Source organism: Xanthomonas sp. NCPPB 901, assembly GCF_056725085.1.
On sequence record NZ_CM161511.1, the window covers coordinates 1,361,446 to 1,387,603 of the forward strand.

Below are 26,158 nucleotides of genomic sequence, written 5' to 3' on the forward strand. Positions count from 1 at the left end.
GCGTCGGCTCAGAACTTGCCGCTGAAGGTGACGAAGAACTGGCGCGGCGCGCCGGCCATCAGCGTCTGGTTGTAGCCGTTGGGATCGGAGACCACGTAGCCGTTGGTGCCGACGGTGGCGAAGTAGCGCTTGTCGAACAGGTTGGTGACGTTCGCGCTCAGCCCCAGGTTCTGGAACATGCCGACCTGGCCGAAGTCGTAGCCGGCGCTCAGGTCGAAGCGCCAGTAGCTGGGCACCGACGAGTCGTTGAGGTAGCTGATGTAGCGGCGGCCGGTGTACTTGCCGTCCAGCGAGGCGTGCCAGCCGGCGTTCTCGTAGGCCAGGCTGCTGGAGAACATCCATTCGGGGATGCCGACCACGCGCTTGCCGGAGGTGGCGACCACGCCGCCGTTGAGGTAGTCGTCCTGGTAGGTGGAATCGTCGTAGGACAGCGAGTTCAGCCAGCGCAGCTGTTCGATCGGACGCCAGATCACCGCCAGGTCGGCGCCCTGGCTGCGCACCGAACCGACGTTGTTGAGCGTGGCCGAGCAGGTCTGGATCGCGCTGCACGGCGAGGTCACCAGCAGGCGGTCGTCGAAGGTGGTGTGGTACAGGGCCAGCGACGCTTCCACGCCGGCGCCGCGCACGCGATAGCCCAGTTCGTAGGTCTGCGCGGTCTCCGGTTCCAGCGAACTCTTGATCGCGTTGAACGCGGCCTGCGACTCCTGGAACGGGGTGAAGCCGAAACCGGCCATGTTCTTGTTGTAGGAGGCGTAGACCTCCTGGTGATCGTCGATCTTGAAGTTGGCGCCGACCTGCGGCAGCAGGTCCGAATCGGCCTTGATCTCGCCGGCGGCGTTGGACGCGGACGGCACCTGTGACTGCGCGGTGGTGTCGACGATCAGCTTCTTGGCGCCGAAGTTCAGGGTCAGGCGCTCGTCCAGCAGGTGCAGCGTGTCCTGCGCGTACACCATGGTGGTGTCGGTGTCGTAGTGCTGGGCGAAGCCGCGCGCGAACAGGGTGCCGTTCTTGTTGAAGTAGTACAGATCGGTGAACGGACCGTCGAGCAGGAAGTAGTTGCGCTCCTGCACGGTCTTGGCGTTCTGGTACCAGCCGCCGATCTCGATCTCGTTGCCGGCCACGGTGAAGTTCAGCGAGCCGGTGACGCCATGGCGGTTGAGGCGGTAGTCGGTGGTGCGCATCGACAGCGGCACGCTGGCCGAGGACGCGACGTACGGCGTGGTCCACTGACCTTCGCCGTTGTTGTCGTGGTAATAGCCGGTCAGGTTCAGCGTGGCGCTGCCGCCGAGGTTGAACGTGCCGCTGAGCGCGGCCAGGTTGTCGCGGCGCAGGCCGGCACCGGAGTAGTAGGACGCATCGGCCTTGCTGTAATCGGCGGGCAGGCCATTGAGGCTGGCCGGGTAGCTGCCGTTGCCGTTGAGCGCGTTGGCGATCTGCACCGCGCTGTTCCAGTCCGGCATCAGGTAGTCCCAGTCCCAGCCGAGGACCCGCTGCGAGGTCAGCGACAGGTCCATGATGTCGTATTCCTTGCGGTGCGAGCTGTCCAGGTACAGGCTGACCCGGTTGCCGTCGCCCCACTGGTACAGCGCCTTGGCGTTGGCCTGGTTGTACTCGTTGTTGCCGTAGCCCTTCCACTTGTCCATTTCGCCGTGCACCAGCGAGGTGTACAGCGAGAAGCCGTGGATGTCGCCGGTGTCGCCACGCAGGTAGGTGCGGCGGGTGCTGTCGGAGCCGAGGGTCTGGCTGAAGCGGAAGCCGGCGTCGGCATCCGGATCGGCGGAGTAGTAGCGCACGGTGCCGCCGAGGTTGCTGCTCGAGGGCGTGCCCAGCCCGCCGGCGCCCTGCGCCAGTTCCACCGAGGCCACGTTCTCGGAAATGATCGCGCGGGTCACCTGCAGGCCGTCGCTGACGCTGTAGCTCATGTTGCCCAGCGGCACGCCGTCCAGGGTGAAGCCGAGCCGGCTCTGGTCGAAACCGTGCAGGCTGATCGCGGTGGACCATTCGTAGGCGCCGAACGGGTCGGCCGACTGGAACTGCACGCCGGGCAGCTTGTCCAGCACCTTCAGCGCGCTGGTGCCCGGGGTGGCGATTCCGATGTCCTCACGGGTGATGCGCTGCACCTGGCGGGTGGTGCCGCTGGACACGACGGTGATCGCGTCGAGCATGGTCGCATCGTTGCCGCTCGCACTGGCCGCCGCATCGGCGGTGGCGGTGGCGGAGGCCGGGGCGGTCTCGGCCAGCGCGGCGAAGGCCGGCAGGGCGGACGCGACGGCGAGCACCAGCGCGTGCGGGCGCAAGGATCTGGAAGTGGGGGTCATCGAAAGTCACCAATCATGAGGGAGAGACGTTCCGGACCTGCCGCGCGGGGCGCGGGCAGCCGGCACCGGGCCGGTACGCGGCCCGCCCGCCACGATGCAACGGTTTTGTGAAGGTTTCGGGGCGGTTCGGTGTCGGCTGTAGGACAGCGCGCGGACCGCGGGTGATGGCGATCACCGCGTGTCCCGGCCTTGCCGTGCGGTGGGTGCTTGCGACGACGTACGGCATCGCGGCGCCGGTGGCGCGACGTATGATGCCGGGCCTGCCACCGCCGCCGCCTTCGATGAAGCTCGCCATCCTGTCCCGCAACACCAAGCTGTACTCGACCCGGCGCCTGGTCGAGGCCGGCCGCGAACGCGGGCACACGGTGCGGGTGCTGGACCCGCTGCGCTGCTACATGCGCATCGCCGCCGGCGCCTTCACCATGCATTACAAGGGCAAGCCGATCACCGGCTACGACGCGGTGATCCCGCGCATCGGCAATTCGGTGACCCGCTACGGCACCGCGGTGCTGCGGCAGCTGGAGATGATGGGGGTGTGCACGCCCAATCCGTCCGACGCGATCCTGCGCGCGCGCGACAAGCTGCGCGCGCACCAACTGCTGGCGGCCAAGGGCATCGACATGCCGATGACCGTGTTCGGCGACAACCCGGACGACACCGGCGACCTGCTGTCCATGCTTGGCCCGCCGCCGCATGTGGTGAAGTTGAACGAGGGCACCCAGGGCACCGGGGTGATCCTGACCGAGAAGGCCAGCGCCTCGCGCGGCGTGGTCGAGGCGTTGCGCGGGCTGTATGCGAATTTCCTGGTGCAGGAGTTCATCGGCGAGGCCGAGGGCGCCGACCTGCGCTGCTTCGTGGTCGGCAACCAGGTGGTGGCGGCGATGCGCCGCACCGCGCCGGAGGGCGACTTCCGCTCCAACCTGCATCTGGGCGGCACCGCCGAGCGCACCGCGGCCAGCCGCGGCGAGCAGGAGGTGGCGGTGCGCTCGGCCAAGGCGCTGGGCCTGGGCGTGGCCGGCGTGGACCTGATCCGCTCGCGGCGCGGCCCGCTGGTGCTGGAGGTCAACTCCACGCCGGGCCTGGAGGGCATCGAGACGGTGTGCGGGCTGGATATCGCCGGCAAAGTCATCGAGCACCTGGAAGCCTGCCTGAAGCGAAAGAAATCAGTGGCTTAGTCGCGACTTTGGCCGCCTGTTCTGGCTTAACGCCGGTTTAATTCGGCGCTGCGTATGCTGCATCGGACCGCAGCTCTGCCCTCCTCAGCAGGAACGGTCATCGGGATAGAACTTTCGGCCCAGGCAGCCCTGCTGCCTGGGTCTTTTTGTTGGGTGATCCCCCCGTTCCTCCCCTCGCGGCCGCTGCTTGCGGCGGTGTTTGAGCGGGGGCTACATTGCCGAGGTGCGTCCAATCTGCGAGGGGAAGGGGATGAAACGGTCGATGGCGTTGGTGCTGGGCATGTTCCTGGCGTGCGCGGCGGTGGCGGCGCCCAAAGGTGAGGCGCCCATGAACGTGAAGAAAGCGTTCGCGCAGCAACTCAGTACAATTCGGCAGCAGTTGAACGACGGCAAGACCTATTCCGAAATCAATGCTGACGATCGCAGCAAGGTCGAAGCGGCATTGGCGCGGATGGCTGCGATACTCGATGCCCACCCGGACGTGGAGACCTTGAAAGAGGAGCAGAAGGTCGCGTTGTTCAACGATCAGGAAACGGTGAATACGTTGTTGACCAAGGCGGCAGCGGACAGCCGGATGGTGTGCAGGCGCGAGGCGGTCACCGGCTCCCTGCGCACCACCACGCAATGCAGGACCGTGGCGGAGCGCCGCCGCGACAACGAGGATGCGCAGGAACTGATGCGGCGCAATCCAACTGGCAAGTACGACTGACGGGGTAAATGTTGGTGCGAATTCTAGTGATCGAAGACAACAGCGACATCGCTGCCAATCTCGGCGACTACCTCGAGGATCGCGGTCATACCGTCGATTTCGCCGCCGATGGCGTCACTGGCCTGCATCTGGCGGTGGTGCACGAGTTCGATGCGATCGTGCTCGACCTCAACCTGCCGGGCATGGACGGGATCGAGGTCTGTCGCAAGCTGCGCAACGAAGCGCGCAAGCAGACCCCGGTGCTGATGCTCACCGCGCGCGATTCGCTGGACAACAAGCTCGCCGGCTTCGATTCCGGCGCCGACGACTATCTGATCAAGCCGTTCGCGCTGCAGGAAGTGGAAGTGCGGCTCAACGCGCTCTCGCGCCGCGGCAAGGGCGTGCATACCCGGGTGCTGGAGACCGGCGACCTGGAATACAACCTGGATACGCTGGAAGTGCGCCGCCAGGGCAAGCTGCTGCAGCTCAATCCCACCGCGCTGAAGATCCTGCAGGCGCTGATGGAAGCCGCCCCCGCGGTGGTGACCCGGCAGGAGCTGGAAACCCGCGTGTGGGGCGAGGAACTGCCCGATTCCGATTCCCTGCGCGTGCACATCCACGGCCTGCGCGCGGTGGTGGACAAGCCGTTCGACGTGCCGATGATCCAGACCCGCCACGGCATCGGCTACCGCATCGCCGCGCCCGATGCCTGAAGCGCCGGCGTTGCCGCGGGTGGTACGGCGGCGCGGGCGCTACCGCCGCCGCCTCCGCAGCCGCATCATCCTCTCCTTCGTGCTGTTGGGCTTCGGCCTGACCGCGCTTTTCGCGTTCGCCACCAACTGGGCGCGCGCGCGCGTGGAGAACCAGCTGGTCGAGGATGTGATGAACCGCAATCTGGAAGCGTCCTGGCGCAGCTACGTGGCCAGCGGTGGGCGCAACCTGGCCATTCCGGTCCAGCAGATGAAGGGCTTTGTCTATCGCCCCGACAAGCTGGATGGCCTGCGTCGCGATTTCCCGGAGTGGGAGCGTCTGAGCGACGGCATCCACATGATGTCGGGCACCGACGCGGACGGCAAAGCGTTCGCCTACAAGGTCGGCGTGCGCAAGACCCCGGACGCCTGGTTCTTCATGGCCTACGATCTGACCCAGACCATGCAGGGCGAGGTGCAGCTCAAGCGCACCCTGATCCTGTCGGTGCTGGTGTTCAGCGCATTGTCGCTGGTGATCGGCTGGTGGTCGGCGTCGCGGGTGATGCGGCCGGTGTCGGACCTGGCCGCGCGCTTGCGCGCCTATCGCGGCAGCAGCGATCCCAAGCCGCTGGCGCCGCACTTTCCCGACGACGAGGTCGGCCAGCTGGCCGAGGCGCTGGACGACTATTCGGCGCGCCTGACCGAGGTGGTGCAACGCGACCGCGAGTTCAACGCCGATGTCAGCCACGAGTTGCGCACGCCGCTGGCGGTGATCCGTGGCGCCACCGAACTGCTGCTGACCCGTCCCAACCTCGACGAGAAGGTGCTGCAGCGCCTGCAACGCATCCAGCGCGCCGAACAGCAATGCAGCGACCTGATCGGGTCGTTGCTGTTGCTGTCGCGCAACGAGCGCGGGCAGGGGCACAGCAACGTCGCCAAGGTCGCCGAGCAACTGATCGACTCGCATCGCGCGCAGCTGGGCGGCAAGCCGTTGCAACTGCTGCTGGAGGGCGAGCGCAACCTGACCATCGACGCGCCGGAGTCGGCGTTGTCGGTGGCGCTGGGCAATCTGATCGGCAATGCGGTCAAGTACACCCAGGAAGGCCAGGTCGTGGTGCGCGTCCTGAGCGATGCGGTGCAGGTGATCGACTCCGGCCCCGGCCTGAGCGAGGAGGACGCGGCCAAGCTGTTCCAGCGCGGCTATCGCGGCACCCATGCCGGGCATTCGCAGGGTGGCGGCATCGGCCTGTCGATCGTCAGCCGCCTGTGCGACCTGTACGGCTGGCAGGTCAACGTGCGCCCGGGCGCCGCCAAGGGCGTGGTGGCGACGCTGTGGTTCAAACCGGCGTGAGCCGGCGCCTCCTCAGGATGACCGTAGGAGCGGCTTCAGCCGCGACCACAGGCCAGTGACGGGTCGCGGCTGAAGCCTCTCCTACCTAGAAGACTTCGCTGCGGCCAAGGCGCGATACCGTCGGTCCAGCGTCTCCACCGCGTCCTGCAGCGCCGCCGCAGCACCATCGTTGAGCACCACGTCGTCGGCGATGGCCAGGCGCGCCGCACGGGTGGCCTGCGCTGCCAGCATGCGCTGCGCCAGGTCGGTGGTGATGCCGTCGCGTTGCATCAGGCGGGCGTGTTGCAGCGCCTCGGGGGCGTCGATCACCAGGATCCGGTCGAGCCAGGGATACGCGGCGCGTGCGCCGACCTCGGTCAACAGCGGAATGGCCGCGATCGCATACGGTCCTGCGGCCGCGCGGCACTGTGCCTGCAGCAACTGGCGAATGGCCGGATGGGTGATCGCTTCCAGGTCGCGGCGTGCCGCCGCGTCCTCGAAGATCCGCTGGCGCAGGCCGGCGCGGTCGAGTTGTCCATCGGCTTGCAGGATGTGCGGCCCGAACCGCGCCACGATCTGCGCCAACGCCGGGTGGCCGGGCGCGACCACCGCGCGTGCCGCGAAGTCGGCATCGGCGACGACGATGCCGATGGCCTCGAAGCGGCGGCTCAGTTCGCTCTTGCCGGAGGCCACGCCTCCGGTCAGGCCGACGACGAAATCGGTCAAGCCCTTGGCTCCTTCAGCGCAGTCCCGACCAACGCATGTAGGTTTCGACGATCTCCGTGCCCCAGAAGAAGGTGATCCAGCCAGCGATGGCCAGATAGGGACCGAACGGAATCGGCGTGGCGCGGTCGCGGCCCTTGGCCGCCAGCCACAGCGATCCCAGGATCGCACCGACCAGCGAGGAGATGAGGATGGTCGGCAGGATCCCCTTCAGGCCGCACCAGGCGCCGATCGCGGCCAGCAGCTTGAAATCGCCATGGCCCATGCCTTCCTTGCCGGTGATCTGCTTGAACAGCCACCACACCGACCATAGCGAGAAATAGCCGACCGCAGCGCCGAGCAGGGCGGGCTTGGCCGGCATGTACAGGTTGTCCATGCTGCCGATCAGGCCCAGCCACATCAGCGGCAGGGTCAACTGGTCCGGCAGCAGGCGGGTGCGCAGGTCGATGCCGGACAGCGCCACCAGGAAACAGCTGAACACGATCGCGCCGAAGCCCTGCCAGCCGAAGCCGAAGCGCCACACGCTGGCGACCACCAGCAGGCTGGTGAGCAGTTCCACCAGCGGGTACTGCGGCGAGATCGGCGCATGGCAGTAGCGGCACTTGCCGCGCAGCGCCAGCCAGCTGAACAGGGGGATGTTTTCGAACCAGGCCAGCTTGTGCTTGCAGTGCGGGCAGTGCGACGGCTCCACCACGATGCCGGGCGGCGGCGGATCGTAGATGTCCGGCAGCTCCAGGATCTCGCGCGAATCGCGCTTCCACTGCCATTCCATGCGCTTGGGCAGGCGCAGGATCACCACATTGAGGAAGCTGCCTACCAGCAGGCCCAGCCCGGCCGCGGCCGGGTAGCCGAGGCCGGGATGTTGATCGAGAAATGCCATTAATGCTTATCCAACGACGGAGGCCAGCTTGAAGATCGGCAGGTACATGCCGATGACCATGCCGCCGACGATGGTGCCGATGAACACCATGATCAACGGTTCCAGCAAGCTGCTCAATGCATCGACCGCGTTGTTGACTTCCTGCTCGAAGTATTCGGCCACCTTGAACAGCATGGCATCCAGCGCGCCGGCCTCCTCGCCGATCGCGGTCATCTGGATGACCATGTGCGGGAACAAGTTGGTCTGCTTCATCGCCATATTGACTGGGTAGCCGACTGCTACATCGTCACGCATGCGCAGCACGGCTTTTTCGTAGACGCTGTTGCCGGTGGCGCCGGCGACGATGTCCAGCGCCTCCACCAGCGGCACGCCGGCGCGAAAGGTCACCGCCAGCGTCCGGGAGAAGCGGGCCACGGAGCTGTTATGCATGATCTGGCCGATGATCGGCACCTTCAGGATCAGCCGGTCCATGCCATGTTGCATGGATGGAGATCGTTTGTAGGCGAAGATGAAGCCGCCGATGGTGCCGATTAGTACAAGCAGCAGCAGCCACCAGTAAGCCACCATGAAGCGGGAGGCCGCAACGATCATCTGGGTGAAGGCGGGCAGTTCCGCGCCAAACCCCTTGAACACATCTTCGAACTGGGGCACGACCCAAACCAGCAGGATGGAACTGACGATCAACGCAACGGCCATCACCATTGCCGGATAGAACAAGGCTTTCTTGATCTTGCCTTTCAGGGCTTCGATGTTCTCCTTGTACGTTGCAACCGTTTCCAGCACTGTCTCAAGAACGCCGGCGCCTTCGCCGGCCTTGACCAAGTTGCGATACAACTCGTCGAACTGCACGGGATGCTTGCTGATCGCTTCATACAGCGACGAGCCGCCCTCGATATCGGTACGAATCTGGTCGACCATCTTCTTCATGCGCGGGTTCTTGTGCCCGCTGGCGATGATTTCGAGCGAACCCACGATCGGGACGCCGGATTTCATCATGGTCGCCATCTGGCGGCTGAAGAAGGCGATGTCCTTTGTGCTGATCTTGCTGCCTGCCGTACCGAACAGCGGCTTGGGCTTGGGTTTGACCACCGAGGGAGTGATGCCCTGCCGGCGCAATTCGGCGCGCAGCAAGTTGGCGTTCTTGGCGATCTGTTCGCCCTTCATCTTCACGCCGCGCTTGTCGGTGCCCTCCCAGACGAAGGGCACCTGCTGACTAGTGCTGCGTGCGACCGGCTCTTTCTTGACTGCGCTGCGGGTTGCGGACATCAGGTTGTCTCCCCGTCCGGCCATCCCCGGGCGGACATACCCAGCATGGTATCGGTTTCCAGGACGTCTGGCATCCGTAGCGACCATCATCCAGCCAGATCGCGCCCCGTGGTGTGACGCAGGGCGTCACTTTTTGCCCCGCATGGGCGGATGGCTCATCCTGTCGCAAATTCCTGATTTGCCTGCAACTTGGTTCTTTGAGTGAGGCATGATGCACTTCGGTAGGGGATTGGACATGCGCGAGAAGTTGGCACGCAGTCTGCTTCCGTTACCCGCACGTGGCGCTCAGCCGCGGCGCTCGGGGAGTAGGTCCGCGGGCGAGTGCCTACCACTTGTATTCCATCTCTAGGGGTTTGTTATGAAGAAGCAGCAGGGCTTTACCCTGATCGAACTGATGATCGTGATCGCGATCATCGCCATCCTGGCCGCCATTGCGCTGCCGATGTATCGTGACTATGTCGCCAAGTCGCAGCTCGCTGCCGCGCTTGCCGAAGTGACTCCTGCCAGGACCATGCTGGAATCCAAGCTTCAGGAAGACAGCACGTATGTGCCGGCCGACGGCGCTGCGCTTGGCCTGCAGACCTCCACCCCGCGTTGCACCTCTTTCACCGTGACCGCTTCCAGCATTCAGTGTACTGGTGTGAAGGGTAACGACATCGTGGCTGGAGCCACGGTGACGCTTAATCGCACTGCTGCAACCGGTGCTTGGGCGTGCGTGATCGCTGGTGGCAATGTTGCTGCCAAGCACAAGCCCAGCAACTGCACCTGATAAAGGTCTGCTTAGTGAGAAAGGGCCCCAAAAGGGGCCTTTTCTTTATGCTTTAATGGGTAATAGTGGTAGCTATTGCTTCTTGGAGAGAATTTGATGAATACAGGAGTTGCGGCAAATCTTGTAGGCATCACCGGCATCGCCCGCCGCCTCGTGCAGGACGGCGCCCTGGACGAAGCCGCAGCGCGGACCGCGATGGCCCAGGCGGCCGAGGCCAAGGTGCCGCTGCCGCAGTGGTTCTCCGAGAAGAAGCTGGTCACCGCCGCGCAACTGGCCGCCGCCAATGCGGTCGAGTTCGGCATGCCGTTGATGGATGTCTCGGTTTTCGACGCCAGCCAGAACGCGATGAAGCTGGTCAGCGAGGAGCTGCTGCAGAAGTACCAGGTGCTGCCCTTGTTCAAGCGCGGCACGCGCCTGTTCGTCGGCATCAGCAACCCGACCCAGACCCGGGCGCTGGACGACATCAAGTTCCACACCAACCTGACGGTCGAGGCCATCCTGGTCGACGAGGACCAGATCCGCCGCACCTTGGAACAGTGGCAGGCCAGCAACGATTCGCTCGGCAGTGCCTTGGGCGACGACGAGGGCATGGACAACCTCGATGTCGGCGGCGGCGACGAGGACATGGGCGGGGGGAGCAGCGGCGACACCGGCATCGATGCCAAGGGCGAAGACACCCCGGTCGTCAAGTTCGTGAACAAGGTGCTGGTCGATGCGATCCGCCGTGGCGCCTCCGACATCCATTTCGAGCCCTACGAAGACGACTACCGGGTGCGCCTGCGTATCGACGGCCTGCTCAAGAGCGTGGCCAAGGCGCCGGTCAAGCTCAATCAGCGCATCGCCGCGCGCCTGAAGGTCATGGCGCAGCTGGATATCGCCGAGAAGCGGGTGCCGCAGGACGGCCGCATCAAGCTCAACCTGTCCAAGAACAAGCAGATCGATTTCCGCGTCAGCACGCTGCCGACGCTGTTCGGCGAGAAGATCGTGCTGCGTATCCTCGACGGCAGTGCGGCCAAGCTGGGCATCGACAAGCTCGGCTACGAGCCCGAGCAGCAGAAACTGTTCCTGGATGCGATTCACAAGCCGTACGGCATGGTCCTGGTCACCGGCCCCACCGGCTCGGGCAAGACGGTGTCGCTGTACACCGCGCTGGGCATCCTCAACGACGACACCCGCAACATCTCCACCGCCGAGGATCCGGTCGAAATCCGCCTGCCCGGGGTCAACCAGGTCCAGCAGAACAACAAGCGCGGCATGACCTTCGCCGCGGCGCTGCGCTCGTTCCTGCGCCAGGATCCGGACATCATCATGGTCGGCGAAATTCGCGACCTGGAGACCGCCGAGATCGCGATCAAGGCGGCGCAGACCGGCCACATGGTGCTGTCCACCCTGCACACCAACGACGCGCCGCAGACCATCGCGCGCCTGATGAACATGGGCATCGCGCCCTACAACATCACCAGTTCGGTGACCCTGGTCATCGCCCAGCGCCTGGCGCGGCGCCTGTGCAACAACTGCAAGCGCCCGGTCCAGTTGCCGGAGAAGGCCTTGCTGGCCGAGGGCTTCACCGAGGCGGAGATCGCCGCCGGCATCCAGCTGTACGAGGCGGTCGGCTGCGACGAGTGCACCGAGGGCTACAAGGGCCGGACCGGCATCTACCAGGTCATGCCGATGAACGACGAGATCGCGGCGATCGTGCTGCAGGGTGGCAACGCGATGGACATCGCCAGCGCCGCGCAGAAGATCGGCGTGCGCGACCTGCGCCAGTCGGCCCTGCTCAAGGCCCGCAACGGCATCACCAGTTTGGCCGAGATCAATCGGGTGACGAAGGATTGAAGAGCTGGGAGCGGGGAATCGGGATTGGGGAATGGGAAAAGCGGCGTTTCCCATCCCTGTCGCTCTGCTCTTAGTAGTCCAAGCCCTGTTCCCACGCTTCTCGACGTGTAGCGCAGGGCGGGACACGCTGGTTGCGGCCCAACGGCACACCACCCGGCCACATCACGCTGTCTGACGAGGGACCGGGAGCAGCCGGGAAAGCGGTTTTCCCGATTCCCCAATCCCGATTCCCCATTCCCGGCCCTCCTACTCCATCCCCAACTTCTTCAGCTTGTAGCGCAGCGCCCGAAAGGTGATGCCCAACTGCGCGGCGGTGCGGGTCTTGTTCCAGCGGTTCTCTTCCAGTGCCTTCTGGATCGCGGCGCGTTCGAGTTGTTCGATGTAGGACGGCAGTGCGGAGGAGCTGGGGTCGATGTCGACCACGCCGCGCGGCAGCGCCGGGGCGGCTTCGGCGGCGCTGCGGGCGTGGTTGCCGGGTTGCGGCAGACGCAGGTCGGCGGCGCTGATCTGGTCGTCCTCGGCCATCGCCAGGGCGCGCTCGAGGATGTTCTCCAGTTCGCGCACGTTGCCGGGGAAGGCGTAGCTGCTCAGGGCGTCCAGCGCCGAGGGCGACAGCAGCGGGGTGGGGCGGCCGTGGCTCTTGGCCAGCCGCGCCAGGATCGCCGCGGCCAGTTGCGGCAGGTCGCCGCCGCGCTCGCGCAGCGGCGGCACGCGCAGTTCGATGACGTTGATCCGGTAGTACAGGTCGTGGCGGAAGCGGCCCTCGGCGACCAGATCGGCCAGGTCCTTGTGCGTGGCCGAGAGGATGCGCACGTCCACCGGCACTTCGGTGGCGGCGCCGACCGGGCGCACCGATTTCTCCTGGATGGCGCGCAGCAGCTTGACCTGCATCGGCAGCGGCAGTTCGGCGACCTCGTCGAGGAACAGGGTGCCGCCGTGCGCGGCCTGGAACAGGCCGGCCTGGTCGGCATGGGCGCCGGTGAAGCTGCCCTTCTTGTGGCCGAAGAACTCGCTTTCCATCAGTTCGGCGGGGATGGCGCCGCAGTTCACCGGCACGAAGGGCCCGGCGGCGCGGGCGCCCTGTTCGTGGATGGTACGCGCGACCAGTTCCTTGCCCACGCCGGATTCGCCGAGGATGTAGACCGGTGCCTGGTTGCGGGCGACCTTGGCGATGGTGCTGCGCAGCGCGTCCATCGCCGCCGAGGCGCCGAGCAGGCGGCTGGCCTGTTCCGGGGCCGGCTGCGGCGGCGCGGCGCGGCTTTCGTTGTTGAGTTCCAGCGCATGCTTGACCAGGCCACGCAGCACCTGGATGTCCACCGGCTTGCTGACGAAGTCGAAGGCGCCGGCCTTCAGCGCCTCCACCGCCAGGTCCATGCTGCCGAAGGCGGTGATCATCGCCACCGGCGTGCGCGGGTAGTGTCGGGCGATCTCGCTGACCAGCTCGATGCCGTTGCCGTCGGGCAGGCGCATGTCGGTGATGCACAGGTCGTAGGGGTTGCTCGCCAGCAGTTCGCGCGCTTCGGCGAGGTTGGCGGCGGTGCTGATGCGCAGGCCCATCCGGCCCAGGGTCAGGACCAGCAACTCGCGGATGTCGCGCTCGTCGTCGACGACCAGGGCGCTTCGGGTTTCGTTCATGCGCAGGAAAGATAGCCTAGGAACCGGGACATGCGCCAATTTACCGGCGGCGGCCGCGCGTTGGCGGAGCGATTCTCACCTGTCAGCCGCTGAGCATGGTGTGCGGCCCGGGCAGGGCGACGCGGAAGCAGGCGCCGCCGGCCGGCACCGGCACGTACTCCAGCCGCGCCTGGTTGGCCCGGCACAGCTCGCGGGCGATGTACAGGCCCAGTCCGGTGCCGTGCTCGGAGGTGGTGAAGAACGGCCGGAACAGCTGCGCCGCCACCGCCTCGGGGATGCCGGGGCCGCGGTCCATCACGTCGACGATGGCGTTGCGCTCCTGCAGCGCCACGCGCAGGCGTACCCGCGCCGGTTCCTCCATCACCCGCCCGTACTTGAGCGCGTTGTGCACCAGCGCGCTGAGGATCTGGTGCAGGTGCTTGGGATCGACCAACGCGTGCACCGGCTGCGGGGCGAGGATCGCCTCGAGGCTGTCGGTCTCGATCGACAGGGTCTGCCGGTACTCCTGGACGAAACGGCGCACGAACGCGCCCAGGTCCAGGTTCTCCGGATTGGAGCGCTCGCGCCGGGCCAGGCCGAGCACGCTCTCGACGATGCCGTTGGTGCGCTGGCACTGCTGGTGGATGATCTGCAGCAGGCGGCGGTCGGCATCGCCGATCGCCGGCGATTCCTCCAGCAGTTGCGAGGCGTAGTTGATCGCGGCCAGCGGGTTGCGGATCTCGTGGGCCAGGCTGGCCGAGAAGCGGCCCAGCGCCGACAGGGTCAGCGATTCGGCGCGCCGCGACACCACCGTGGCGTCGTCGAGGAACACCAGCGTGAGGTCGCCCTCGGCCAGCAGCCGGGCGAAGCGCGGTTGCACCTCCGGCTGGTCCGGCGACAGCTGCAGCGGGCTTTCGTCCTGGTTCCAGCCGTTGCGCCAGCGCTGCAGGCGCCGGGCCAGCTCCGGCGCGGCGCTGAGCAGGTCGAGCCGGCCGCTGCCGCTGTTGCCGTCGGTGTCGCCGAGCAGGGCCGAGGCGGCCTCGTTGGCCAGGGTCACCCGGTTCTGCGCGTCCACCACCAGCACCCCGGTGCGCATGCGGCGGATGATCAGTTCGTTGATTTCGTAGAGATTGGCGACCTCGGCGCCGCGGCGTTCGGCCAGGCGCTGGCTGGCACGCGCGCGCTGGCCGAGGCCATTGCAGATGTAGGCCACTGCCAGATAGCTGGTGGCGAACATCGCCAGTTCGGCCAGGCTGCGGGTGTTGTCGGCGCCGTCCAGCACGCTCCAGACGTATTCGGCCAGCGTCGCCGCCGAGGCGATCAGGGCGATGGCGAGGCCGCTGCGCAGGCGCAGCAGCATCGCCGCGGCGGCGACGTTGAACAGCAGCATCATCGCGATGCCGGCGCTGGCGGCGGGCAGGGCGTGCGCGGCCAGGGTGGCGGCGACGATGTCGGCGACGGCGCTGAAACCGACGATCGGCGCCAGATGCGCCTCGTTGCGCCCCCACACCAGCAGCGCCAGCGCCACCGCCAGGTAGGCGGTGGACAGGGTGTTGGCCAGTTGCGGGTAGCGCGGCTCGCCGACCAGCACGCCGAGCGGGCTGAACACCAGGGCGGCGATCAGTCCGGCCACCAGCACCCGGTACAGCGCGAAGAAGTACAGCTCGCGGCGCGGAATGGACTCGATGCGGTCGATGAGCGAGGCGCTGGTGGGCAAGCCGGACTCCGGGCGGGCAGCGGACGGCGCGAGTATAGGGGCGGTGCCGTGTAGGTGGATGGCCGCGGGGTCGGCGGCGACCTGCCTGGGCCGTCGTCGCCCACGACGGGGAAACCGCGATTGTCGCCGCTGGCGGTCCGGCGCCCGGACAGGGCAACGGGAAGCAAGAGCGAGCGCGGCAGAGCGCGTGCGGTCCGCTGCCGGCTCCACCCGGTGGCGCCACCGCGGACCTCCCCGCAGGCCGCAGCCGGGCCGGACCGTCGGCGCTTTTGCGCCGCCGCCCCGCGTCAGCGACAATAGGCGTCCCGTCCGTGCCGCTCCCGGCCGCCACTCAGGGCCCGGATCGCTGCGGGACGGCCGTTCCTTTTCCCACGGTGACGCATGAATTTCCACGAATATCAGGCAAAACAACTGCTTGCCGAGTACGGCATCCCGGTCCCGGCCGGCAAGGTCGCGGCGACTCCGGAAGAAGCGGTTGAAGCCGCCAAGTCGCTGGGCGCTGGCCCTTGGATGGTCAAGGCGCAGATCCACGCAGGTGGCCGCGGCAAGGCAGGCGGCGTCAAGTTCTGCAAGACCACCGACGATGTGAAGGCCGTCGCTGAGAAGCTGCTCGGTACGAAGATGGCGACCTACCAGACCGCCGGCGTCGAGCTGCCGATCAACCTGGTGCTGGTGACCACCGCCGGTGAGATCGTCAAGGAGCTGTACCTGTCGGTGCTGGTCGACCGCGGCACCCGCACCATCAGCTACATCGCCTCCTCCGAGGGCGGCATGGAGATCGAACAGGTCGCCGCCGAGACCCCGGACAAGATCCACACGCTCAACGTCGACTTCGTCGAGGGCGTGCAGGGTTACCACGGCCGCGACATCGGCTTCAAGATGGGCCTGACCGCCAAGCAGGCCGGCCAGTTCGCCAGCATCATGGTCAACCTGTACCGCATCTTCAACGAGAAGGACCTGGCGCTGGTGGAGATCAATCCGCTGGCGATCCTGGACGACGGCAACCTCTACGCGCTGGACGGCAAGTTCAACAGCGACGACAACGCCAACTTCCGCCACAAGGAACTGGTCGCCATGCGCGACAAGTCCCAGGAAGACGAGACCGAAGTGACCGCTTCGGAGCTGGACATCAACTACGTCACCATGGACGGCAACATCGGTTGCATGGTCAATGGCGCCGGTCTGGCCATGGCGACCATGGACGTGATCAAGCTCAACGGCGGCGAGCCGGCGAACTTCCTCGACGTTGGCGGCGGTGCCAACAAGCAGCGCGTGATCGAGGCGTTCAAGCTGATCCTGTCCTCGGACAAGGTCGAAGGCATCTTCGTCAACATCTTCGGTGGCATCGTCCGCTGCGACATGATCGCCGAGGGCATCATCGCGGCGGTCAAGGAAGTGGGCGTCAAGGTTCCGGTCGTGGTGCGCCTGGAAGGCACCAACGTGGAAGAAGGCAAGCAGTTGTTGCGCGACAGCGGCATGGCCATCATCCCGGCCGACAACATCAACGACGGCGCCAAGAAGGTCGTTGAAGCTGTCAAGAACGCCGCCTGATCCACGACACCAAGGAACTCCAATGTCTGTTTTGATTAACAAGAACACCAAGGTGATCGTGCAGGGCTTCACCGGCCAGCAGGGCACCTTCCACGCCACCCAGATGATCGAGTACGGCACCCAGGTCGTCGGCGGTGTCACGCCGGGCAAGGGCGGCACCACCCACATCGACCTGCCGGTGTTCAACACCGTGGCCGATGCCGTGCAGAGCACGGGCGCCGATGCCTCGGTGATCTACGTGCCGCCGCCGTTCGCGGCCGACGCGATCCTGGAAGCGGCTGCGGCCGGCATCAAGGTCATCGTCTGCATTACCGAAGGCATCCCGGTGCTGGACATGCTGCGCGTCAAGAACGTGCTGACCCGTTCGCATCCGGACACCGTGCTGATCGGGCCGAACTGCCCCGGCGTGATCACCCCGGGCGAGTGCAAGATCGGCATCATGCCGGGCCACATCCACAAGCCGGGCAAGATCGGCATCGTCTCGCGTTCGGGCACGCTGACCTATGAAGCGGTCAAGCAGACCACCGAAGTCGGCCTGGGCCAGTCCACCTGCATCGGCATCGGCGGCGACCCGATCAACGGCCTGAACTTCGTCGACTGCCTCAAGCTGTTCAACGAGGATCCGCAGACCGAAGGCATCATCATGGTCGGCGAAATCGGCGGCGACGCCGAGGAAGCCGGTGCCGAGTACATCGCCAAGCATGTCAAGAAGCCGGTGGTCGGCTTCATCGCCGGTGCTTCGGCGCCGGCCGGCAAGCGCATGGGCCACGCCGGTGCGATCGCCTCGGGCGGCAAGGGCACGGCCGAGGGCAAATTCGCGGCGATGGAAGCCGCTGGCGTCAAGACCGTCCGCTCGCCGGGCGACCTGGGTGCGGCGATCGCCTCGCTGGTGAAGTAAGTAACGCCAACGGCAGTGTGGCGCCTTGGCGCCACGCTGCGCGGTCTGGCAAGAGAGCCCCGCGCGAGCGGGGCTTTTTTTGTACCGGGATGATGTATGCGCTTCGATGGACCAACGCGGCAGCATGCCGCGCGGCCCCGTCAACGCCAGCGCAGCGGCTGCCATCGAGGCGAAGGGGGCTGCGCCGACCGGCGCTTCGCTCAGGCGGGGGCGGATGCGGAGGCAATTCCGTTTTCCGAAAGCGCCGCCGCGCGCAGGGCCTCCTGGTCCGGGCCGAAGCGTAGCGTTTGCAGCCCCCGCTGCAGCGACTGCTGCGCCAGCATCAGCGCCGCCTCGCGCATCTCGGGCGAGTCCGCCCGCGCGACTGCCGCGAATGCCTTCTGCAGCTGAATGTTGACCTCCAGTGCGCCGGCGGCGTCGCGGGCGATGGGGGCGAACGCGTCCTCGACCATGTCCCGTTCCGACAGCGGCGCCACCCGGACGTGCGGGTAGCGGATCTCCGGTGCCGGCGTGTGCGCGCGCTTGTGCGCCCAGCCGCACAGCAGTCGCACACAGGTCCCGATCACGTCGATGCAGGTGCCGGGATCGTTGATCGCCGCCGACATCGAGCGCTGGGCGATTTCCGCCAGGATGACCAGGCCATAGCGCGGATCGTGCTCGACGCTGCGTGCCTCGCTCACGCTGACCGCCGCGCGTAGCCGGTCGAGCAGGGCCGCATCCGTCCGGCCCGCCACGGCCAGGATGGGGCGCTGCGGCGTGGCGAAGGTGCCGGGCTGGCAAAGCACCTGGATGGTCAATGCGTGTTCGGCGGCGATCGCGTCCAATCGGGCCACATCCAGATGCTCCACGTAACCGACCTGTTCGCTGTACAGGCGCTGGGCCTCATCGGGAGGCGGGTGCGCGCCTGGCGCCGCTCCCAACAGCGGGTCTTGGGCGCGGCGACGCATCGCATCGCGGGTGGCCAATTCCACCAGGTCGATGGTTTCGCCGAGCCGGCCGAAGCGCGAGAACTGTTCGATGGAGCGCAGCAAGGTCACGGTGATCAGGACGATCACCGCGATGGTGGCGCCGAACAGCACCAGCCGACCGCCTTCCCCGTAGAGGCCAGTACTCAGGGCGATCAATCCGACGATCGAAAACAGGAACGCGCCGATGAAGGTCGCCAGCGCGCCTTGGGCGCGGGTATCCTCGATCAGCAGGCGCGCGGCGCGCGGGGTGGCGCTGTTCGAGGCCGAGGCGTAGGCCGAGACCATGGTGGACAGGGAGAACGTGGTCACCGTCAGCATCGAGGCGGCCAGGATGGCGAGGATATTGCCGACCGAATCCGCCCCGATCCGCGTGGCCAGGGTGTGCGGAATCAGGAACTTCAGGAAGGCGCCGGCCAGGGCCGTGATGACGCCGAGTGCGCCGTAGAGCGTGGAACGAAACCACATCCGTTTGCTGAGCTTGCCGAGGGCAAGCCTCCATCGTGTCAGCATCGCGTCGCGCTCCTGGTCGGCCGGGCTGGCTGGACACTATCGCGTTGCCCGCGCAGATCCAATCAACGCCGTGGTCGGGGCCGTGGTCGGGCGTCCTCGCTGGCGCGCCCCCGCTGCCGGCGGCGACGCCGCTCGTCCCCATGGTCCCGCACTTGGTCACTGACATGACCGGTTCCGTCCCTGCGGCGCAGCGGCGCGCCGCGGTAAGACCGAGACTGCACGCCACTTTCGGCAGCGACAGGAGCGGATGCGTGATCAGGCGATGGCGGGCAGCGGTATGCGGGGCGGGCGTGGCGATGGGCATTGGAGGGCTCTGCGCGGCGGCACCGGGCGATTGGGCCAGTTACGCCGGCGCGCCCGGCGGCGGGCAGTATTCGCCGCTGACCCAGATCACGTCGGAGAATGTCGGACGCCTGCGCATCGCCTGGTCGTTCCGCACCGGCGAACTCGGCGCGGGCCTGCCCGATCCGCAGCGGCGCCGTTTCGAGGCCAATCCGCTGGTGCTGGGTGGGCGCATGTACCTCACCACCGGCACCGGCATCGCCTTCGCCCTGGATGCGGCCAGCGGCCGCGAACTGTGGTCGTTCGATGCCAAGGTCGCGCGCGGCAAGCGCTACAGCGACCCGGCCTCGCGCGGGGTGAGTGTCTGGCGCGACGCGCAGGCCGCGGCCGGGGCGTGCCGCGAGCGCATCGTGTTCGGCACCCTGGATGCGCGGCTGATCGCGCTGGATGCGGCCGACGGGCGCCCGTGCGCCGGATTCGGCCAGGGCGGCAGCGTCGATCTCAAGGCCGGCATCAACCTGCAGGACGACCCGCGCGACAGTTGGGCCAACTATGCCGTGACCTCGCCGCCGGTGGTGGCCGGCGACGTGCTGGTGGTCGGCAGTTCGATCGGCGACAACCGCGCGCACACCCTGGAGCAGGGCGTGGTGCGCGGCTACGACGCGCGCAGCGGCCGCGAGCTGTGGCGCTGGGATCCGGTGCCGCGCGATCCGGCCAAGGCCACCGCCGCCGGCTGGCAGCCGGAGCAAGCGGCGACGGTCGGCGGCGGCAATGCCTGGGCGCCGCTGGCGGTGGATCCGGCCCTGGGCCTGGTCTACGTGCCGACCGGCTCGGCCAGCCCCGATTACTACGGCGGCGAGCGCCTCGGCGACAACCGCGATACCAATTCGCTGGTGGCGCTGGACCTGCACAGCGGGCGCCGGGTGTGGGCGCAGCAACTGGTGCACCACGACCTGTGGGACTACGACCTGGCCTCGCAGCCGGTGTTGACTACCGTGGAGACCGCACAGGGGCCGCGCGCGGCGGTGCTGCAGGCGACCAAGACCGGCTTCCTGTTCGCCTTCGATCGCCGCGACGGCACGCCGCTGTTCCCGATCAGCGAAGTGCCGGTGCCGGCCTCGGACGTGCCGGGCGAACGCGCGTCGCCGACCCAGCCGATGCCTGAACCGGCGCTGCGCCTAGCCCGGCATGCGCCGATCACCCCTGCCGGTGCCTGGGGCGTGACCCCGGCCGCGCGCCGCCAGTGCGCGGCGCTGATCGCCGGGATGCGCTCGGAAGGCATTTTCACCCCGCCCAGCGTGCGCGGCAGCGTCGTCTCGCCGGGCTGGGCCGGCGGCGTCAACTGGGGCGGCATTGCGGTGGATCCGCAGCGGCAACTGGCGATCATGCCGGTGTCCGACCTGCCGATGCAGATCACCCTGATCCCGCGTGCGCAGTTCGACTGGAAGGACAGCACGCGTTACCCAGGCCAGGAGTTCAACGACATGAAGGGCACGCCGTTCGGCATGCGCCGCGGCGTGCTGGCCGCGGCGGACGGCATTCCCTGCGTGCGTCCGCCGTGGGGACGGCTGGTGGCGGTGGACCTGCGCACCCGCAAGGTCGCCTGGGAGCGGCCGTTGGGCACGCTGGAAGACCGCCTGCCGTGGCTGCCGCTGGAGGTGGGCACGCCGCTGCTCGGTGGCGCGGTGAGCACCGCCAGCGGGCTCACCTTCGTCGCCGCCGCGGCCGATGCGCGGCTGCGCGCGCTCGACAGCGCCACCGGCAAGACCCTGTGGGAGGCCAAGCTGCCGGCTGGCGGGCAGGCGACGCCCTCGGTGTACGCGGTGAACGGGCGCCAGTACGTGGTGATCGCCGCCGGCGGCCGCGAGGGCCTGGGCACGATGGGCGACTACTTGGTCGCCTACACGCTGGAGGGCGATGGCCAGGAGGTCGTGTTCCAGCATGGCGTCGGCGTGCGCATGGCGCTGCTGGGCGCCGCCGCGCTGGGGCTTGGCACGGGAGTGGTGCTGCTGGTGCGCCGTTGGTGCCGGCGGCGCCGCGTGCGGGCTGGTGCTGGCGGCGACTGAAGCACATGGTGGTGGTTGGCCGGCGCTTCGGGATTGATGCAGTCGGGATTGAAGTCCCTCCTGCAGCGCTTGGTCAGCATGTGGTCTTCCGTTGCTGTGTCGTCCTCCTGTGGGAGCGGCTGCAGCCGCGGCGTGGGATGCTCTGCAGTACGCGAGGCATGGTCGGGAGCCGCTGCTGCTGGTGTCGGCGGCACCGCACCCGTGTTTCGCGGTGCAGTCCGGCCAGCGCAGTCGGAAATCGAAGGCACGCCAAGGTCAGCGCTGAACGGCGGCCTGCGGCGATCGCTGCCAAACGCACGCACACGCTTTCGCAGGAGTGGGCCAAGGTCTCTTTTGTGGATCAGCTGCGATGGCGTTATCGGGAATGCTCGTCGCGGCTGACGCCGCTGTTACGCGCGGTAACGGCATGTCCCGCTGAACCGCGGCAAACGCAAGTTGGTCGAGTGCCCTGAAGCCCCGCCGACAGCGCACCTAGCCAGCACTTGGGATGCCGCTCCTTGTGGGAGCGACTTCGGTCGCGACGCGGAGTCTGTCAGTGGTTGGCTTCGGCGCCAGTCGGGACGGAAGTCCCTCCCACGGTGCATCCATCCGCTGACCGGCACATCATGAGGTGGGTGGGCGGACCGGATCGCCTGCCGCGGTGCGGCGCTACACTGCGCACTGCGTTCCCCTCCCGCTTCTGCAAGGTTGTCCATGCCTTCTTCCCTCCGCCTCGCCATGGCCCAGTTCGATTTCCCGGTCGGTGCCGTGGCCCAGAACACCGACCGGATCATCGCCTTGCTCGAGGAGGCGCGCGACGAGTACGGCGCCGACGTGGTGCTGTTCCCGGAGCTGGCGGTCAGCGGCTATCCGCCGGAGGACCTGCTGCTGCGGCCGGGCTTCCTGGCCGACTGCGAGCGCGCGGTGCAGCGCATCGCCGCGCAGGTGCGCGGCATCGTCGCGGTGGTCGGCTGGCCGCAGAGCGCCGGCAGCGTGGTCTACAACGCCGCCAGCGTGCTGCGCGGCGGCCGCATCGAGCGCACCTACCGCAAGCGCGAACTGCCCAACTACGCGGTGTTCGACGAGCGCCGCTATTTCGACGTGGACCCGGACGGGGAACACTGCGTGTTCGAGGTCAAGGGCACGCCGGTGGGCCTGGTGATCTGCGAGGACCTGTGGTTCCCGGAGCCGCTGGCGGCGACCGTGCGCGCCGGCGCGGAACTGGTGCTGGTGCCCAACGCCTCGCCCTACGAGCGCGGCAAGCATGCGCAGCGCGATGCCTTGCTGGCCGAGCGCAGCCGCGAGAGCGGCGCCGCGCTGGCCTATCTCAACGTGGTCGGCGGCCAGGATGCGCTGGTGTTCGACGGCGCCTCGGTGGTGGCCGACGGCGACGGCACCGTGCATCCGGCCGCGGCGGCCTTCACCGACCAGTGGCTGGTGGTGGACTACGACACCGCCGCGCGCCGTTTCGCGCCGCTGCGCTGGATCGACGACGGCGACGAGAGCATGGATGCGCTGGCCTGGCGCGCGGTGGTGCGCGGGTTGCAGGACTACTGCGCCAAGAACCGCTTTTCCAAGGTGTGGCTGGGCCTGTCCGGCGGCATCGATTCGGCGCTGGTGCTGGCGATGGCGGTGGATGCGCTGGGCGCGGACAACGTCACCGCGGTGCGCTTGCCGTCGCGCTACACCGCCGACCTGTCCAACGACCTGGCCGCCGAGCAGTGCCGCACGCTGGGGGTGACGCTGGAGACGGTGGCGATCGAGCCGGCGTTCGAAGGACTGCTGCGTGCGCTCGGTCCGCTGTTTGCCGGCACCGAGCCCGACGTCACCGAGGAGAACCTGCAGTCGCGCAGCCGCGGCGTGATCCTGATGGCGCTGGCCAACAAGTTCGGCGGCCTGTTGCTGACCACCGGCAACAAGAGCGAGTACGCGGTGGGCTACGCCACCATCTACGGCGACATGTGCGGCGGCTACGCGCCGCTGAAGGACCTGTACAAAACCGAGGTGTTCGGCCTGGCGAAATGGCGCAACACCGTCGGTGGCGCGCCGGTGATCCCGCCGGCGGTGATCGCGCGGCCGCCCTCGGCGGAACTGCGCGCCAACCAGACCGACCAGGATTCGCTGCCGCCCTACGATGTGCTCGACGGCATCCTGTACCGCTACGTCGACCAGGAGGAGTCGCGCGACGAGATCGTCGCCGCCGGCTACGCCGCCGAGGTGGTCGACCGGGTGGTGCGGCTGGTGCGCATCAGCGAGTGGAAGCGCCACCAGGCCGCGCCGGGGCCGAAGGTGTCGCGCCGCGCCTTCGGGCGCGAGCGGCGCTATCCGATCAGCAACGGCTACCAGGGTTGATGGACTCGGGAAAGCCGGGACCCGGGACCCGCGATTTTTCCGCGAGTGCAAGGCGGTTGCGATTGCACTGTGGGAGGGACTTCAGTCCCGACGGGCTTTCCCGGGAAAGCCTGTCGGGGCTGAAGCCCCTCCCACAAAAAATCGCTTGATAGCGATTTTGCTGCGGACACCATCATGGCGTCCCGCACCTTGCAGGATTACGACTTTTCCGGGTCCCTGGCCCCGGGCACTGTGTCCCCGCTCTGCAGCAACCGCAGTCCGAACGCATCGTCCTGCGCGTTCCAGCCATGGCTGACCCGCAAGCCGGCCTCGGCGGCCATCGCCGCGAAGTTCTGGTCGGTGTACTTGTGGCTGTACTCGACCTGCATCGCTTCGCCGTCGGCGAAATCGAAGCGCTGCCCGGCCACGTGCACCTGCTGCGCGCACTGGCTGACCAGGAAGGTCTCGATGCGCTGGCGCGCCTCGGAATAGACGGCCCGATGGCGGAACTGCGCCAGGTCGAAGTCGCTGCCGATCTCGCGGTTGAGCCGGCGCAGCAGGTTCAGGGTGAACGCGGCGGTGACCCCGGCGGCGTCGTTGTAGGCCGCCTCCAGCAGCGCCGTGTCCTTGACCAGGTCGATGCCGATCAGCGCGCAGCCGTCCGCGCCCATGGTCTGGCGCATCGAGCGCAGCAGGGCGATGCCGTCCTCGCGGGTGAAGTTGCCCAGGGTCGAGCCGGGGAAGAACACCAGGGTGCGGCGTGCGCCGCGCTGCGGCGCCGGCAACGCCACCGGCGCGGTGAAGTCGGCGCACACCGGCAGCATCTGGATGTGCGGGAAGCGCTCGGCCAGCCGCGTGGTGCTGGACATCAGCATGTCGCGGGAAATCTCGATGGGCGTGTAGGCCACCGGCATGCGCAGCCCATCCAGCAGCAACTGGGTCTTGCGCCCGCTGCCGCTGCCCAGCTCGACCACGTGCGCGCCCGTGCCCACCGCCTGCGCGATCGACGGCATGCGTGCTTCCAGCAGGTCCAGCTCGGTGCGGGTCAGGTAGTACTCGGGCTGGCGGGTGATCGCCTCGAACAGGCGCGAGCCTTCGGCGTCGTAGAAATACTTGGACGGCAATTGCTTGGGGCTGCGCGACAGCCCGGCGATCGCGTCGGCGGCGATGTCGTCGGCCTGCGGATGCAGGTCGGTGAGGGCGGCTTCGGTCAGGGCACGGGCGGTTGCGGCATTCATGCGGGATCCTTGGCCAGGCGCACGCCGGCGAACTGCCACCGCGCATCGGAGGGGAAGAAATTGCGGTAGCTGGCGCGCAGGTGATCGTGCGGCGTGGCGCAACTGCCGCCGCGCAACACCCATTGCGCGTTCATGAACTTGCCGTTGTATTCGCCCAGCGTGCCCGACCACGGACGGAAGCCGGGGTAGGGCAGGTAGGCGCTGCCGGTCCATTCCCAGACGTCGCCGAACAGCTGTTGCAGGCCGGCATCGGCCGGCGCCGCCGGCTGCGGGTGCAGCGCATCGGTCTCGACGAAGTTGCCGGCGATGGCGACGCCGGTGGCCGCCTGTTCCCACTCCGCTTCGGTCGGCAGGCGCGCGCCTGCCCAGCGCGCGTAGGCATCGGCCTCGAACAGGCTGAGATGGCACACCGGCGCATGCGGATCGCGTTCGCGCCAGCCGCCGAGGGTGAATTCGCGCACGCCATCGGCATGCCAGTACAGCGGGCGTTGCCAGTCCTCGGCGCAGCGTCGCGCCCAGCCGTCGCTGAGCCACAGGCCGACCGAGCGGTAGCCGCCGTCGGCGATGAACTCGGCGTACTCGGCATTGCTCACCGGGCGGCTGGCCAGCGCATGCGCCGGCACCAGCACGCGATGCCGCGGCGATTCGTTGTCGTAGGCGAAGCCGGCATGCGCCGGCCACGGTGCGGCACCGATCTCGCTGATCTGCTCGTCGCGCTGCAGCCAGCGCAGCGCGGACGCCGGCGCGCGCTGCGTCGCCAGGTCGGTGCGATACGCCGGGCCCAGCGGATTGCGCCAGAACGCGTGCTTGATGTCGGTCAGCAGCAGTTCCTGGTGCTGCTGCTCGTGCTGCAGGCCCAGCTCCAGGATCTGCAGCGTCTGCGGCGCCAGGGTGCCGGCCTGCACCTGCGCCAGCACGCGCGTTTCGATCTCCGTGCGGTAGTCCAGCACCTGCGCCAGCGATGGCCGCGACAGCAGGCCGCGGTGCGGGCGCGCGTGCGCCGGGCCGATGCTCTGGTAGTAGCTGTTGAACAGGTAGTCCCATTGCGGATCGCGTGCGCGGTACGCCGGATCGGCGCCGAGCACGAAACGCTCGAAGAACCAGGTGGTGTGCGCCAGGTGCCATTTGGCCGGACTGGCGTCGTCCATGCTCTGCACCATCGCGTCTTCTTCGCTCAATGGCGCGGCGAGATGACGGCTGCGGGCGCGCACGCGGCGCAGGCGGTCCGCCAGCGTCGCAGCGGACGCGATGGGCGAGGGCGGTGACGCCGGAGAGATCGCTTGCATCGACCCAGTCTTAGCGGTCCGGCGTGAACGGACCGTCACGCGTC

19 protein-coding genes are annotated in these 26,158 nt (G+C 67.7%); 10 read left to right on the forward strand and 9 right to left on the reverse strand.

The window, feature by feature from the left end:
* Positions 1–8: 8 nt before the first annotated feature.
* Positions 9–2,318, reverse strand: coding sequence for a TonB-dependent receptor family protein (locus tag AC1PME_RS05615; RefSeq protein ID WP_481097566.1), 2,310 nt, complete (start codon positions 2,316–2,318; stop codon positions 9–11).
* A 281-nt stretch (positions 2,319–2,599) separates the two neighbouring features.
* Here AC1PME_RS05615 and rimK point away from each other — a divergent pair, with 281 nt between their 5' ends.
* The 4 genes from rimK (at position 2,600) to AC1PME_RS05635 (ending at position 6,221) form a co-directional block, all read left to right on the forward strand.
* On the forward strand, positions 2,600–3,493 hold the full coding sequence (gene rimK / locus AC1PME_RS05620) for a 30S ribosomal protein S6--L-glutamate ligase (RefSeq protein ID WP_254460675.1): 894 nt from the start codon (positions 2,600–2,602) through the stop codon (positions 3,491–3,493).
* Positions 3,494–3,755: 262 nt separating this feature from the next.
* Complete coding sequence (locus AC1PME_RS05625; RefSeq protein ID WP_254460676.1) at positions 3,756–4,202, forward strand: hypothetical protein; 447 nt, start codon at positions 3,756–3,758, stop codon at positions 4,200–4,202.
* A gap of 14 nt (positions 4,203–4,216) precedes the next feature.
* Positions 4,217–4,894 carry a response regulator transcription factor gene (locus AC1PME_RS05630; RefSeq protein ID WP_010340533.1) on the forward strand — a complete coding sequence of 226 codons (678 nt, stop codon included), beginning with the start codon at positions 4,217–4,219 and terminating at the stop codon, positions 4,892–4,894.
* Positions 4,887–6,221: a sensor histidine kinase gene (locus AC1PME_RS05635; protein WP_481097567.1), complete on the forward strand. Its 1,335-nt coding sequence runs from the start codon at positions 4,887–4,889 to the stop codon at positions 6,219–6,221. The genes AC1PME_RS05630 and AC1PME_RS05635 overlap by 8 nt, the downstream gene beginning before the upstream one ends.
* Positions 6,222–6,302: 81 nt before the next feature.
* On the opposite strand, the gene coaE is transcribed toward AC1PME_RS05635, so the two are convergent.
* The 3 genes from coaE to AC1PME_RS05650 are packed head-to-tail and all read right to left on the reverse strand — an operon-like array spanning position 6,303 to position 9,069.
* On the reverse strand, positions 6,303–6,926 hold the full coding sequence (gene coaE, locus AC1PME_RS05640; protein WP_481097568.1) for a dephospho-CoA kinase: 624 nt from the start codon (positions 6,924–6,926) through the stop codon (positions 6,303–6,305).
* A 13-nt stretch (positions 6,927–6,939) separates the two neighbouring features.
* Positions 6,940–7,803, reverse strand: coding sequence for a prepilin peptidase (locus AC1PME_RS05645; protein ID WP_254460680.1), 864 nt, complete (start codon positions 7,801–7,803; stop codon positions 6,940–6,942).
* A 6-nt stretch (positions 7,804–7,809) separates the two neighbouring features.
* On the reverse strand, positions 7,810–9,069 hold the full coding sequence (locus AC1PME_RS05650; protein WP_481097569.1) for a type II secretion system F family protein: 1,260 nt from the start codon (positions 9,067–9,069) through the stop codon (positions 7,810–7,812).
* 358 nt (positions 9,070–9,427) lie between these two features.
* Between AC1PME_RS05650 and AC1PME_RS05655 the strand changes: the two genes are divergently transcribed.
* Positions 9,428–9,838: a pilin gene (locus AC1PME_RS05655; RefSeq protein ID WP_481097570.1), complete on the forward strand. Its 411-nt coding sequence runs from the start codon at positions 9,428–9,430 to the stop codon at positions 9,836–9,838.
* Between the two features lie 96 nt (positions 9,839–9,934).
* Positions 9,935–11,674, forward strand: a complete 1,740-nt coding sequence (pilB, locus tag AC1PME_RS05660; RefSeq protein ID WP_481097571.1) for a type IV-A pilus assembly ATPase PilB — start codon at positions 9,935–9,937, stop codon at positions 11,672–11,674.
* A 246-nt stretch (positions 11,675–11,920) separates the two neighbouring features.
* Here pilB and AC1PME_RS05665 read toward each other — a convergent pair whose 3' ends face one another.
* Entirely contained in the window at positions 11,921–13,309 is a 1,389-nt protein-coding gene (locus AC1PME_RS05665; RefSeq protein ID WP_254460689.1) for a sigma-54-dependent transcriptional regulator, read from the reverse strand.
* A gap of 82 nt (positions 13,310–13,391) precedes the next feature.
* Complete coding sequence (locus AC1PME_RS05670) at positions 13,392–15,005, reverse strand: sensor histidine kinase (RefSeq protein ID WP_307549120.1); 1,614 nt, start codon at positions 15,003–15,005, stop codon at positions 13,392–13,394.
* Positions 15,006–15,386: 381 nt separating this feature from the next.
* On the opposite strand from AC1PME_RS05670, the gene sucC reads away from it, so the two are divergent.
* Both sucC and sucD read left to right on the forward strand, forming a co-directional pair.
* On the forward strand, positions 15,387–16,556 hold the full coding sequence (gene sucC / locus AC1PME_RS05675) for an ADP-forming succinate--CoA ligase subunit beta (protein ID WP_010342227.1): 1,170 nt from the start codon (positions 15,387–15,389) through the stop codon (positions 16,554–16,556).
* A gap of 22 nt (positions 16,557–16,578) precedes the next feature.
* Positions 16,579–17,454 (forward strand): succinate--CoA ligase subunit alpha, encoded by an 876-nt coding sequence (sucD, locus tag AC1PME_RS05680; protein ID WP_010342226.1) that lies wholly within the window; start codon positions 16,579–16,581, stop codon positions 17,452–17,454.
* Between the two features lie 200 nt (positions 17,455–17,654).
* Here the strand turns inward: sucD and AC1PME_RS05685 are convergent, their stop codons facing one another.
* Positions 17,655–18,932 carry a DUF2254 domain-containing protein gene (locus AC1PME_RS05685; protein ID WP_481097572.1) on the reverse strand — a complete coding sequence of 426 codons (1,278 nt, stop codon included), beginning with the start codon at positions 18,930–18,932 and terminating at the stop codon, positions 17,655–17,657.
* Between the two features lie 296 nt (positions 18,933–19,228).
* Here AC1PME_RS05685 and AC1PME_RS05690 point away from each other — a divergent pair, with 296 nt between their 5' ends.
* On the forward strand, positions 19,229–21,280 hold the full coding sequence (locus AC1PME_RS05690) for a pyrroloquinoline quinone-dependent dehydrogenase (protein WP_481097573.1): 2,052 nt from the start codon (positions 19,229–19,231) through the stop codon (positions 21,278–21,280).
* A 693-nt stretch (positions 21,281–21,973) separates the two neighbouring features.
* The gene (locus AC1PME_RS05695) at positions 21,974–23,611 is read left to right on the forward strand and encodes an NAD+ synthase (RefSeq protein WP_254460693.1); all 1,638 of its coding nucleotides are present in this window, start codon (positions 21,974–21,976) and stop codon (positions 23,609–23,611) included.
* A gap of 197 nt (positions 23,612–23,808) precedes the next feature.
* Here AC1PME_RS05695 and egtD read toward each other — a convergent pair whose 3' ends face one another.
* Entirely contained in the window at positions 23,809–24,828 is a 1,020-nt protein-coding gene (gene egtD, locus AC1PME_RS05700) for an L-histidine N(alpha)-methyltransferase (RefSeq protein ID WP_254460694.1), read from the reverse strand.
* Positions 24,825–26,114: an ergothioneine biosynthesis protein EgtB gene (gene egtB, locus AC1PME_RS05705; protein WP_481097574.1), complete on the reverse strand. Its 1,290-nt coding sequence runs from the start codon at positions 26,112–26,114 to the stop codon at positions 24,825–24,827. Before egtB ends, egtD begins: the two co-directional genes overlap by 4 nt.
* Between the last annotated feature and the right edge of the window lie 44 nt (positions 26,115–26,158).